At 47.4% G+C, this 12,686-nt stretch carries 17 protein-coding genes; all 17 read left to right on the top strand.

All coding sequences use genetic code 11. The features are described 5' to 3' along the window. Window positions 1-23: 23 nt before the first annotated feature. The 17 genes from DDZ16_RS13790 to DDZ16_RS13720 all read left to right on the top strand — a co-directional run bounded on the left by DDZ16_RS13790 (window position 24) and on the right by DDZ16_RS13720 (window position 12,684). A complete protein-coding gene (locus DDZ16_RS13790; protein ID WP_146192241.1) occupies window positions 24-635 on the top strand; it encodes a hypothetical protein in 612 nt (203 codons plus the stop codon). A 64-nt stretch (window positions 636-699) separates the two neighbouring features. Further along, window positions 700-1,461: a hypothetical protein gene (locus tag DDZ16_RS13785; protein WP_109265071.1), complete on the top strand. Its 762-nt coding sequence runs from the start codon at window positions 700-702 to the stop codon at window positions 1,459-1,461. A gap of 107 nt (window positions 1,462-1,568) precedes the next feature. Further along, window positions 1,569-1,988, top strand: coding sequence for a hypothetical protein (locus tag DDZ16_RS13780; protein ID WP_146192240.1), 420 nt, complete (start codon window positions 1,569-1,571; stop codon window positions 1,986-1,988). A gap of 17 nt (window positions 1,989-2,005) precedes the next feature. Beyond that, the gene (locus DDZ16_RS13775; protein WP_109265069.1) at window positions 2,006-3,157 is read left to right on the top strand and encodes a hypothetical protein; all 1,152 of its coding nucleotides are present in this window, start codon (window positions 2,006-2,008) and stop codon (window positions 3,155-3,157) included. A 12-nt stretch (window positions 3,158-3,169) separates the two neighbouring features. Next, on the top strand, window positions 3,170-3,532 hold the full coding sequence (locus DDZ16_RS13770; protein ID WP_109265068.1) for a hypothetical protein: 363 nt from the start codon (window positions 3,170-3,172) through the stop codon (window positions 3,530-3,532). Window positions 3,533-3,544: 12 nt separating this feature from the next. After that, window positions 3,545-4,546, top strand: a complete 1,002-nt coding sequence (locus DDZ16_RS13765) for a bZIP transcription factor (RefSeq protein ID WP_109265067.1) — start codon at window positions 3,545-3,547, stop codon at window positions 4,544-4,546. 58 nt (window positions 4,547-4,604) lie between these two features. Beyond that, window positions 4,605-4,730: a hypothetical protein gene (locus DDZ16_RS21040; RefSeq protein ID WP_262511939.1), complete on the top strand. Its 126-nt coding sequence runs from the start codon at window positions 4,605-4,607 to the stop codon at window positions 4,728-4,730. An 11-nt stretch (window positions 4,731-4,741) separates the two neighbouring features. Next, window positions 4,742-5,224, top strand: coding sequence for a hypothetical protein (locus DDZ16_RS13760; protein ID WP_109265066.1), 483 nt, complete (start codon window positions 4,742-4,744; stop codon window positions 5,222-5,224). Continuing rightward, window positions 5,224-5,802, top strand: a complete 579-nt coding sequence (locus tag DDZ16_RS13755) for a hypothetical protein (RefSeq protein WP_109265065.1) — start codon at window positions 5,224-5,226, stop codon at window positions 5,800-5,802. Before DDZ16_RS13760 ends, DDZ16_RS13755 begins: the two co-directional genes overlap by 1 nt. Window positions 5,803-5,813: 11 nt before the next feature. Beyond that, complete coding sequence (locus tag DDZ16_RS13750) at window positions 5,814-6,755, top strand: hypothetical protein (RefSeq protein ID WP_109265064.1); 942 nt, start codon at window positions 5,814-5,816, stop codon at window positions 6,753-6,755. Between the two features lie 11 nt (window positions 6,756-6,766). Beyond that, complete coding sequence (locus DDZ16_RS13745; RefSeq protein ID WP_109265063.1) at window positions 6,767-8,434, top strand: hypothetical protein; 1,668 nt, start codon at window positions 6,767-6,769, stop codon at window positions 8,432-8,434. Window positions 8,435-8,438: 4 nt separating this feature from the next. Then, a complete protein-coding gene (locus DDZ16_RS13740; RefSeq protein WP_109265062.1) occupies window positions 8,439-8,906 on the top strand; it encodes a hypothetical protein in 468 nt (155 codons plus the stop codon). A gap of 183 nt (window positions 8,907-9,089) precedes the next feature. Beyond that, on the top strand, window positions 9,090-9,659 hold the full coding sequence (locus tag DDZ16_RS13735) for a glycoside hydrolase family 108 protein (protein WP_109265061.1): 570 nt from the start codon (window positions 9,090-9,092) through the stop codon (window positions 9,657-9,659). A gap of 8 nt (window positions 9,660-9,667) precedes the next feature. Then, a complete protein-coding gene (locus tag DDZ16_RS13730) occupies window positions 9,668-10,246 on the top strand; it encodes a hypothetical protein (protein ID WP_109265060.1) in 579 nt (192 codons plus the stop codon). 2 nt (window positions 10,247-10,248) lie between these two features. Beyond that, window positions 10,249-10,467, top strand: coding sequence for a hypothetical protein (locus DDZ16_RS13725; RefSeq protein ID WP_158275680.1), 219 nt, complete (start codon window positions 10,249-10,251; stop codon window positions 10,465-10,467). After that, window positions 10,424-10,648, top strand: a complete 225-nt coding sequence (locus DDZ16_RS20625) for a hypothetical protein (RefSeq protein ID WP_146192239.1) — start codon at window positions 10,424-10,426, stop codon at window positions 10,646-10,648. The genes DDZ16_RS13725 and DDZ16_RS20625 overlap by 44 nt, the downstream gene beginning before the upstream one ends. Beyond that, window positions 10,636-12,684, top strand: coding sequence for an LPD1 domain-containing protein (locus DDZ16_RS13720; RefSeq protein ID WP_109265058.1), 2,049 nt, complete (start codon window positions 10,636-10,638; stop codon window positions 12,682-12,684). The genes DDZ16_RS20625 and DDZ16_RS13720 overlap by 13 nt, the downstream gene beginning before the upstream one ends. Window positions 12,685-12,686: the final 2 nt, after the last annotated feature.

Genomic DNA, 12,686 nt, shown 5'->3' with positions numbered 1-12,686 from the left:
AAACCCCTTAAAAATTTCACAAAATGGCAAGAAGAAAAACAACACGAAGACGCAGGAGGTCTGTTAGCAGGACTCCCCGCAGGACTTCCTCCCGCTTATCGGGTGATAAAATGATGGAAGACCTTAAGGTCGTTGCAGCAATCGGCGCAGGCCTGGTATTTGGAAAAACCATCGCAGGTCTGGTTGACAAGGGCACCAATACCGTCAGTGGCATGATGGGTATTGATGGCGCTGAGTTAAGACCTTTCATCCGTCCGGTAGTCACAACCGGAGTAGGACTGGCAACCAACCAGATGGCCAGTCATCCCCTAATCAAAAGAGTCGGCCTTGGCGTCGCTTCTTACGGTATGATGGACGGAATCCAGAAACTGACCGGACAAAAGATGCTGGCCGGCCCCGGACTGGGAGATGTTCCTCCAGCTTATCTGGCACTTCCCGAATATCAGATTCCGGTGATGGGCCCTGATGATGAGCCAGAGGTGACCACCACTCCCTCTGAAGAGGAGTCTCAGGGCACAGAAGGAGTTGGAGATTTGGCCAATGCCACTGCAGAAGACATCACTGCCGGTCTGGATGGAGAGGGCTCTCTCTCTTCGATCGATGGTGACGAAGACGATCTGACCATCACAGCATAACCCTCGATCAAATCTGCTTTATTTCCGAAAGAACCATTTTTTTAACAACTAATTAATTGATGCCATGATTGAAGGTTTAGAGTATGCCAGCTCTTCCATGGAAGAGGAAATCGAAGGTGTATTGGGTGAAATAGGTGTACCTGCTCAGGTCCGTCGCCCGGCCGCCAGAAGAATCTCTCAAAGAGCGGTCAAACCATTTGTACGTCAGGCGCACAGTGCCGGACAAAAGAAAGGTAAGAACGGCGTTATGACAGCCGCGGCTTTTCGCAGCGATATCACCTCGAAGGGCTACTTTGAGATGAAGAAAAGTGAACTGCCTCCTGAAATCGTCAAAGGACTGGCCAATCGCGCCCTCCAGGTAGTAGATGCCAATATTTACGGAATAAAAGCCATCGAAGGCAAAAGTGTTATCGACCTGCTGACCAGCAGTGATGATAAAGCAACCGGCCGCAGTAACCTAAACGGTGCCAAGCTGGATTTGAACGAGCACTTCCTGGTAACAGCCGTATGTCTTGACTTCGGCACTTTCCCGGATGGCGGAGCTGCTACGGATTCTGATTTTGTGGGCGATTTGCCGGCCAAGATCAAGAACGGGGAGTTTGAACTGAAGGTAGGTGCAGAAAGCTTGTTGCCGGAGAACCTATCGTGTGAGATTTTCAACAATGAAAGCTCCGATGGTGGTAAACCCCACATTTTCAAGCTGGATCACCCCAAATGGATCAAGCCCCAGATGGAGATCAAACCCAGATTGACCATGACCAAGGCGGGTTCGGCTCTTGAAGCCGTGAAGCTGACCCTTATCGGATGTAAAGTCCACAAAAAGTAAGAGGAACAGTCTTTATGGTTATGATCCTGTTATGGATTTTTCTAAAGAAAAGGCGGCATCAAAGGCCGTCTTTTCTGAAAAACAAAAAAACTAAAAAACTATCTGTCATGGAAAATGAAGAATTGGGGGCCATCCGTAAAAAAGGCCGCACCACCGAAGTTAAAGGCATCCAAAAGTATCAGGTCCTGCGCCTTCAGGTTGCTGAAGCAGGCCAGACTCAGACTCTGAATACCAACACCAAGCAGGAGCACGATCGCATTACGGGTGTTTTCATCAATGTGGATCAGCAAAATGCACTGGTGGGTTCATTGCTGGATCTGAGCATTGACGATACCGAGATCATCCCTGAAGGATTTGAGGCGGTTTTGATCAATCGCACGGTGGGTGTGAGCATCAACCAGATGCCTTATGAATTTGAAGTCCGGGCCCGCAACAGCAAGATAAAGCTCAATTACAAAGACGGTGCTGCACCAGGAGCTATCTATCCCTATACCGTGAGTGTGTACCTCAGGGCCATCGATTATTAATCTCAGTCTACTCCGGCATGGCTAAAAAAGTGCTTATTCATACCTGTCAGGCGCAACCGGGAGAAGATTTCCTGGCTGACATTCAGCTTCCGTTAAACACCCGTGAGGTGACCGGATTGCTGGTCAATGCCTACGACCGTGAAAAGGGTGTAACCGTATCCTGGGGTTATGATCATTTGCAACCCTCCTATTCTGTGAATTCATTCCTCAGTGACAACCAGGGATTGCCGGCTTTTCTTGGCCGTAATGTTTTGGAAGAAGGAGCAGGCGATGAAACACTGACCGAAACGGCACGCGACAACTTTGTCAATGCCCTGATAGGGGAATACATGACTGCACTGATTGACCGGGAACAGAATGCTGAAAAGAAAGGCATTTTTACACCGGAATATCTTGGCAGCAAACTGCTCTCACTGAAAGACCGGGTGAATGCCGGGTTCTTTGCCACAGGTCTCAGGCCCCGTTGGTATGTTCAGCTGGGGGTTAACCGGAAAACGGCCATTGACGGGACTGTTACTTACGGGACGCAGGAACCGCTTAAACTGATTTCGCAGCAAAAGGCATGGAATCCTGAAGACCTCAAAGCCTGGTATTCAATGTTTGCCAAGGACATGGTCTACAAGGCAGATGCCACCACCCCCAACTACCGCAATACGTTCTTTGATGAGCCGGCCAACTTTGCCCGCGAAACTTATCAGGCGGCCACGGTTTTTGTCAGCATCTCATCGGGTGGTCGTGAGGCTACTTCTGAGGTCAATGCTTACACTTACTTCGGCAATCTTTACGGTTATCCTGATGCGCAGTGGTTTGGCTATGTCCCGGAAACATTCAACACCTACAGTTTTGATGCTTACGAGACAGCCCGAATTGTACTGAACCATTACTGGAATCACATCACCTGGGTGAAGTCGGGCAGCTACTGGCAAAACATCAATTGGGACAAATCCAATGTGGGAGAACTCAGCGTGCTGTTCAACAGCGGGCGGGATATTGCTGTAAGGGATATGCCCATCGACCTGAATATGAACTCCAAGAGTGTGCATTACGACCTGCTCCGGCTTTCCCAGAAAGAGCAGGTGAATTCGTTTGTACGACTGGTATTCAAAAACAACGGCCGGGCGGTTAATCCCTTTTATGTGAAGACTTATTTTTTCTACGAAACCATTTAAGAACCTGAACCAATGGATGTAATTCTGCAGGAACGCATCAAAGAGAAAGTCTATGAGCTGGAAAACATCAAGACGCATGTTACAGTGCCAATGGTACTGATGATCAACTCTCCCCGTGAGATTCATGACATCGGAAATGCGTTCTATTTCCTGACCGGAAAGAACCTCAATGACATTGACCAGGTAGCCAGACTGCGCCTCCGCAGCAGCGACAACACCTTTACCACCTCTCCCATTGAGTATGGTAATCTGGAACTGTCACGATACGCGGCATTCAGAGATTATCTGGAGATCACTCTGGAGAATTATCTCTCTTTCCGGCCTTTCAAACTGGAATTCCTGAAAGTCCAACCCATCTATCACGACCACGATTAATGCTTTTACGACATGGAAAAGAAATATCTTAAAGAAATTGAAGCCATCGCCAAGAAATACGATTATTGGGATGAAGCCAAAAGCCCTTATGCTTTCCTGGTGAGTTATGAAAACGACTCCAATCCGGGCATAGCCCACAAATTCATCACCAAACGCATGAAGGGTGGAACGGTTTTTCGTGAGTGCATCAACAAGATGATGAATAATTTCACCCCTGATGTGATCATCATCGATGAATACACCGGCATCAAAGGCAATGCATTGAGCAATTATCCATTGCGCATCCGGGTCAACGAAGAACCGGCTCCGGGAACTGCCCCGATTAACATTCCGGTAATGCAACCAATGGCGCCTCCCTCTGCCATTGATAATGTTTTTGAAGGGCTAAACGGCATTGAGGGTTTTGAAGGAGTGAAAAACGGCCTGGGAGCTTTATTGGCTTTTGAACGGGAGCGTCACACCAAAGACATGATGATTGACCGGCTGAACTATGACCGGAAGTTCACCGAGATGGAACTCAAAAACCACATCTCGGCCCTGGAAGAAAAGCTTGAAAAACTCTCCGAGGCCAATCAGGAACTGGAGAGTGAACTCAGCCATACCCGCGAAGCACTGGAAGGTCTGGAATCCGCCAATGAAGAACTCAAAGAGGAGAATGAGCAATACAAACCCAATCGCCTGATCAAGGATGTGGGCATTGGTGCCATTACCAGCATTGCCATGCAACTGGCCAACAAAAGTCCAATGCTAAAAGGTCTGCTGGGTATTGACGGGGAGATCTCAGGAACCTCTCCAGCACAGGCTCAGCAAACGTCAAACATGGAAGGGGGAACGGAAGCGCCATCTGGCAAAACCAATATCATTCGGGAAATCACCCAGGCACTGAACAACTGGTCCGAGGAGGCCATCAACCACCTCATTCATGTGATGGCTTACATGGAAAACAATGTAGAGGGTCAGCTTGAACTACTGGAAGTCATACGTCACAAAACCAATCAGCAACAGGAGGCTTAATATGAAAACTACCATCAGCATACAAGTGCAATGCGATAGTCTTTTAAAAGTCAAACGCATGGAAAACCTGCTTCAAAACGTGGTCAAAAAGGTCAACCATGATGATTTCCTTTTGCTGCTGCAGAAGGTCAACGACAATCCTTCGGTGGCCAAAACGGCTTTGAAGTTTATCCATCTTGTTTAAATCCTTTTTTTATGAACCCTCTAGTCGCTGCAGCTGCGGTACAGGCAGCTCCCGGAATCATTGACAAGTCTTTCTCGCTGATGAAGGTGGTCTTTCTAACGGCCATTACTGCCGGTGGCGGATTCTTCATTTACAAAAAGATCAAGGGCAATACGAAAGTGACACCGGGCAACAATCTTAGTAAGCTTCAGATCAGCAAGACCGGTCTGTCGTACAGTGACAGTGAATACGGCATCATGGCCCAAAGTCTTTACCTGGCCATGGACGGCCCGGGTACGGATGAAGAAACCATATTTGCCATACTCCAAAGTATGCGCAACCGCGACGACCTCTTAATGCTCATCAAAGCATTTGGGATACGGCGTTACGGAATCGTCACCAGTCTTTGGTTTGGCAATGATCTAAACCTGGTGGGCTGGCTCAATGAGGAGCTCGGCAGCAGTGACAAAGCAAAAGTTCGGTCCATATTCAACAACCTTAATGTGCCCTTTTGATGATGACAACCAAATCTAAACATATTGTGGCGGCTTCATTGATTACCGGGAGCATCATTCTGGCCATTCTGGCCGTGAGAACTGCCAACAAAAGAAAATCTTTTCCATATGTCAGTCGTGAGAGTGACCCGGTGGTCAGAAATTATTTTGGACTGCCGGGCTTTCTCAACGCCTCCCACCCCCGGGGCATCCGTAACAACAATCCGGGCAACCTGAGAATTACAACATCTGCCTGGAAAGGAAAAATTCCGGTGGAAAAGAACTCGGACGGGGCATTTGAACAGTTTGTTTCTTTTGAACACGGTCTCAGGGCAATGATCCGTCAATTGAAAAACGACATTGACCGGGGTTATAATACGCTGACCAAACTCATTGGTAAGTATGCTCCTTCGTCAGAAAACAACACTTCCGGGTACATTGCCTTTGTGTCAGGACAAACCGGCATTCACAAAGATGCGGGACTCATCAGTACCAAAGCTCTTTTAAAAAATCTTGTCAGGGCCATGGCTTTGATGGAAAACGGGCCGGCCTATCCGGTGTCCGACCGTCAATTTGAACAGGCTTACAGTATGCTTTAATCTTTTTTATCATGATACTCATTACATCTGTCAATGGCGTGGATGCCAGATTTCCGGACTATATCTTTTCCACCCGCCGTGTGCGTTACGTGGAGGGGGAATACGTCATTATTGACAATGAACCTTACATTGCGGCTTCCATTCGCCGAATCAGTGACATTGGCACCCCTGGCACCCCTGCAGAGGTGGTTCCTGTTACCGATCTGCCCTTTGACGGCAACCGGACGGTTAAACGGGCCGGTCTCCCCCAAGTCAACCCGGCAGCTTTATCAGTGAAAGGGTTTCTGGAAAAGTATTTCTATCCTTTCGTGCCGGCTGAGATAGCCTTCACGGGCAGTGATGCCACCTTTGAGTTTGGCCGACGACAGAATGTAACACTAAGGGCCAAAATAACGGTCAATGATGAGACCGAAATTGCCAACCGTCGCATCATTCACGTTACCAACGGAAACAGTCTGCTTTTTGTGGGTTCTGACAATGATTTCTCGGTGGAGACTACCATGCAGGGTGATGAAACGGTTTTGCTGCACAACAAGAAACAGGTGTTTAAAGCACTGGCTGATGTGGGTGGCAACGGATCGCCGGCCAGTATTGCATCAGCTCTGAGGACATTCAATTTCTATTATCCGGTGCTTTACGGAATGGCGGGGTATCTTAATGGTGCTACCATGTATGATGCTCTGACCAAAATGGTGGTTAGTGAAAATACCAAACAGTTCTCCATTGCTTTAAACGGCACCAATCAATACATCTGGTTTGCGACACCCTTTTCTCTTTTGAAACCGGTGTTTCGTGATCATAACGGATTTGACATTTCCGACTCTTTTGTTTTGCAGAACATCAACATCACCACCAGTCAACAATACCCCAACTGGACGTATGGCTATTTCGTGTGGAAGACCGGCTTTACGACTTCGGTGGCCAACAAAACATTCACCATCACTTATCCTTAAAACATCAGACTATGCCCATTGAAGTTATTGACGGCTTTAAAGTCAGCAAGAATGTGCCTGTAGACACCCAAAGAACAGTAGTGGCCACCCTGGAAGATCGGGACGCCATTGACCTGGCAGTCCGTTACGAAGGCATGGAAACACGGGTACTAACCACTAAAACCAAATACGTATTGGAAGGTGGTATAACCAACAACCATTGGAAACCGGTACTGGAGGATGAGCTGAATGCTTTGGTATCCCCTCTGGAGGTGCGTCTGCCTGACAGCCAGGATCGCTTGCTGGCTCTGGATCAGGATATTGAGCTGAGCATCCCGGAAAACAATATGGGGATTAAAGATCTGTCCCTGATCAATGTTTTCGGACAGGAAAAGCCCGTTTTATCGAATTTCGCATTTGCGGCAGGATCCATTTTAATGGTGCCCGAAGGATTGCACAAGATCAGCGGGACCATTGTCGGCGCTGCAGGAACAGCTCTGTTTTCAAGGAAAAACCTGGGACGTCGATATCTCAACAAGGGCTCCAAAGGCTTTAACCTCACTTCCTCCTTTAACCCCAGTGTGGCAGCCATTGAAGCTGACTACACCGATGATCCCGATCATCCACGCATATGGCTGCTTTGCTCGGCTGTGGATTATCTGGGCACAAAAATTACCGACCGGCTTCTACTCCTGGATCACGATGGGGCTCTGATACGATCGGACTTCGGTGGATATTTCACAGGATACATGAAAAAGGTTGAAATGACACCCGATCACTCTGGTCTGATTGTCCTTGGCAACATTGACAACGCGGAGTTCAAACACATTTGTAAGATCGACCGGCAGGGCAACCTGGATCCCGGGTTTCTGAAATGCACTGTCGGGTTTGCCGGTTCATCAGGGGCTTCAATCTTTCCCAATTATTTCCGCTTATCGCCCGATGGCAAAATCTATGTCTGGGGAGCTTCCATGGTCAGCTATGAAGGCCAGCCATTCACCGGATTCCTGGCCAGATTGAATGCGGATGGCACTTTAGACAATACATTTTCCTTTTTAGGGGCCAGTTCTCAAAGTGCCCCGATCGGCGTATTGGTTCAGGAAGATCTGAAAGTGGTTGTGCACTACCTCTCCAAAACCAGGATTAATGGTGATACTGTCTCCCGATATTGCATAAGGCTCAACCCTGACGGAACCACCGATCCGACCTTCACGGCAGGACTAATGGATCTGGCCTATTACGGCATGGCCATTCAACCGGACGGAAAATTTTTGGTCGCAGGTGGAAGCAACATTGGCACCAACGGACAGTCTCAAATCTGGCGGTTAAACCAGGATGGCTCAGTGGATGATTCCTTTATCACTGATTTCAGCCTTGGCTCTGCAGTCCACAACAGCAACGGCGGAAGACTTTTCCCAACGCCGGATGGTAAAATTCTGGCTTCAACCAATGGGGTGACACCTCTGACTCATGATCGGGAAGATTTTACTAACAGTCTTTTCAGGATGAATGATAATGGCTCTTTCGACAGGAGTTTTCAGCCACCGGTGATTACGACTTCCAACGGGAGTAAAGGAACCGGGTACTGCTTGAAACCCATGAACGACGGCTCTTTCCTCTTTGGGGGATCATTCGTCAAATGCAACGGGGAATCCAAAGCGGCACTGGTCAAACTCAACTACAACGGATTTAACAGGTAAAGACATGAAAGAACTTTTTCAACACATCAGACTGATAACCAACAGCACACTTTTTTCCGCCAGGACAATGAACCTGCTGGTGGTTTGCATTCTCTCGTTTTCAGTAATTACCAAGATATGGACCATTGGCCGGAAAGTGGACAACACCTTGGCTTACCTGCAGGCCATTCCATCGCTCCAGGCAGAGTTGTCGGAGCTCAGACATGAAAAGAATGCCAATTCTGACAGTCTGCTCCTGTTTCGAAGTGAGGTGGCTGGCAGTTTCCGTCAGGTGGCCGGTAACCTGGAACAAATGGACGGGCGCATAACGCATACCAATGCCAGTGTAAAAATGGAACTGAAAAAGATGAATGAATATTTCATATTGCTCAGCTCCAGCAATGAAGAAATCAAACGGATGCTGATGATCAAAAAGGAAAATGATAAGCTGCTTTTTGAGCAGATATTTCCCACCGGACTGGCTACCAAATAGTGTTCACAAATAAAGCCCGTTTACGGCGTTATGCTCACATTCAAAACCGGTCATTTACGAAAAGCAAACTCCCGGCATTGAATATTCGCAAGCCTTGTACACGTACTTTATTGGCAAACACAGGAATTATAAAATGGAGGGTCTGTTTTATCGTCCGACTCTTAACAGAAAAAATTTCACAAAATGGCACGAGAACATCTATTCATCTCCAAAATCATTCAGATCGAAGGCGGATATGTGAATGACCCATCAGACGCGGGTGGAGAAACAAAATTCGGGATTACGCTTAAGACTGCCAGAGACAATGGCTATAACGGTTCGATGAAAGATCTGACCATAGAGACCGCGCGGGATATTTATCTGCAGCAGTATTGGTTCAAACCGGGATTTAATAAAATCACCAATGACCAGTTGGCTTTTGAACTGCTGGACACGGCTGTCAATATGGGCCCTGAAACGGCCGTTGAGATGCTTCAAAAAAGCTGCAACCTGCTAAACCATGCCAACCGGTATGGAAATGACCTGGAGGTGGATGGCCGTCTGGGCTATAAAACGCTGGCGTTTGTCAACCGTTACCCCATGCCCGACAGGCTGCGCATGCTGATGAATGCGGTGCAGTGTGCCCGTTATGTCAAGATTGCTCAGGCGCGACCGGAGCAGCGAAAGTTTATCTACGGATGGCTCAAAGAACGGGTATTTAATCAAACCTCATTCGATGACAAATTCTCAATCTCGACCACCCTTAACACCTAACCCATCCCATGGCAAAGAAATCATTTAAACAGTTCTGCGGGGAGGTGGTACAAAAAGTGCCTGCCATCGCAACCGGTATTTTTGAAGTGGTCACCTCTCCCAACCCGGCAGCTACGGCCATTGGGAGGGTAAGTGAACTACTCAAAAGCAAAGCTGAAAAGGACGAGAAGGCCCGGATGGCTCTGCAGGAACTGGAGCAGCACCGGATGGAATGGGAAAAAGAGATGTACGAGTTGGACATTGAAGCTTACAAAGCAGAAGTCTCTGACCGGTCCAGTGCACGGCAAAAATACCTGGATGCTGACAAAGCTTCAGCAGATGCCATTGGTCGGCAGATCATCGGACGCAATCTGACTTACATTTTCATTCTTCTTCTGGTTCAGGTGCTGGTGACTATCAGTTCCGTTTTCCTGGCTTCCGGCTTTATTGAAGACAAAGAAACTGCGGTAACCATAGGCAGTTCCCTGGGATCGGTCGTCGGAGCGGCTATTGGAACGGTTATCGGATCGCTTCTGCAGGAGCGCAATCAGGTGGTTGGTTTTCACTTTGGCAGCTCAATGGGCAGCCGGCAAAAAGACTACAAATGAAGATGCGTGCAGTTGTCAGTTTCCGAAACGGGAATTCTTACACCAGCGGGGTTCTTACAGGCATTACCGAAAAGAACGGCTATTACCTGCTGATAAAAAGTTACAACAAACGCAGCCTGCCTCTGGCAGAAATCATTGTTCACAAAACACAAGTCAAATCCATCGCAATACTTGAGTATGGCAACGACAAGATCAGAAGAACTATTCTCTCAGCTTTTTGACCGCAGTCACATATCGGTGATCCGCGATCAATCGGAGATTACCATCGAGGTTTATGCCTTTAACAAAACATGTGCTCACGGGAAAGTAACTGAGGCACCTGAAAGTACCGGCCTCAAAGGTCAGTGGCTGGATGTGAATCTAAACGAAATCATTGATGTCTTTGATCCATGGGAAAGGTGAAATACATTTTTCTAAGCGGAACATTAGGACAATCGCCTGATGTAGTGGAGTTCCTCCGTGAAAAGCAGAAAAAGCGAAAGTTCAGGGATGCCGGGGAGTATGTACCCGGATCTGCCAAAGAACGGGCCGCTATGCGTTCCCTGGTCAACTCCAAAGACCTCGACAAACTGGAACAGGATGAAGCTTCTGCCATTGAAATGGTGGTAAAAGACAATGTTTGGGCGGCTTATGACTTCTCTATCCTCAAGGCATCCAATGCCGATCCGGCTCTTTGCTATCTGAGAAATGAATTTCGGAAATCTTTTCCGCCAAAGCCTTCTGTCAATACCCCAGATATGCGAAAGGTTTATGTCAGAACGGCGGAATACCTTCAACAAAAATTGAATGACTACGATACCATCAAGCCACTGGTGGACACTCTACCGGATGTATTGTGGTCTCTGGAGGCAGCGAAGGCTTACAGCACTTCCGCTCAAATAACTCTTGAGCTTTCAGCAATGATTAAGCACTCCATTGAATTTAAGGATTGCCGGGATTATACTGAAGTTGATCTTTTCCTTAAAGATCATTATGACCGGTTAGATCATTATTTTAAAACCCAAAAGCGCTATTACTTTACACGCCTGCTAAGAGAGAACTTCTCAACTCGCTTTTCCAACATGGTTATGCTCAAAAGCAGTAAGGTTCATGAAACAGCCAATGCTCTCTACAAAGAACCTTCCTGGGACTGGGCTTTCCCCAAAAACAATAAAGGCACAAAGTCAAACGATAAAATTGAGATCAATTCAGGCTTGCCGCTTTCACACATCAGAAGAAAAGGAGGCCTCTTCATCTCTGATAATGATATTTCCGAGAAGGTTTTGACCGAAAGATACGGTTTTAATGCCGTTCAAATAGGTCATTCCATTACCGACAAAGAGCTGAAAGAACACATCCGCTATTTCATTGGTGCCATCACCGATTTATGCGAAGCTCTGGACATCGATATTTGTCAGATCCATAAAATCGGGAATCTGGCGATTGCATTTGCGGCCAGGGGAAAAGGGAAAGCCCTGGCACATTATGAACCGATGCGTCAGATCATAAACCTGACACGAAAACACGGTGACGGAACTGTGGCTCACGAGTGGGGTCATTTCTTCGACCATCTTTTAGGCATCAATCTCGGACTCAGAAAGGGTAAAATGGCCACCGGTTGTTATGCCTTCCGGGAAAAACACATTGAAATTGACAGCGACCAGTACATTCAAAATCCAAAGGCCCTGAACCTATACGACAAAGTCACCAATCTGGCTCGTTTCACCTATCGGGGCAATAATGAGCAAACTGCAGGAAAATCCATTACCCGAAGGTTTTACACCAAAGATGCCAAATACGCTTTCCGCCTTGAATACGGAGCCTCTCCCGAAGAATCGCTCGATTTCCTGAAACGGAGATATCCCGGCTATCTGAAATATCCTTCTTATTACAGCAATGCCAAGGCACTTCTGAGCAGTATTCCCCGAAAGTTTGGACTGGAGTTTCTGGACATTCCGCTAACCCTGAACAATATTTCCGAATTCTATGCAGAATCGAAGTTTTACGGTTCCAAATACTGGGCCTCTCCGGTGGAGATGTTTGCCAGGGCCTTTGAGTGTTTTGTCTTTGACCGACTGACCGCCAGAGGGATGGAAAACAACTACCTGGTCAGCGGGGCGCATTTCGGGGTGGGTGTTTATCCTCAGGGGGAAGAAAGGGCTTTTCTTAACCGGTTGTTCGAAAGCATCATCCGGGAGGCCCGTAAAGTGATCGGATTGGGTCGGTTTGTGCCTTTTACCGATCAGCGGGTAGATGAATTTATTGAACTGGACAAACAGGGCGATGCTGAAAGCGGGGTTGTTTTTGTGGAAACTGAAAAACAGAAAAATAAAAAAACTCCGAAACTGAAAAACAAAGAAACTTCCCAACAAAAAAAGAAAGAAACTAAAAAACAAAAAACCCCGGTAACCATGGCCACAGCTCTGGAACTGGAGATGGAAATGGCCTTTGAATTCTGATT

It is taken from the genome of Marinilabilia rubra, assembly GCF_003121985.1.
In the GTDB taxonomy this organism is placed as follows: Bacteria; Bacteroidota; Bacteroidia; order Bacteroidales; family Marinilabiliaceae; genus Marinilabilia; species Marinilabilia rubra.
This window is presented reverse-complemented; position numbering and strand designations above follow the sequence as displayed.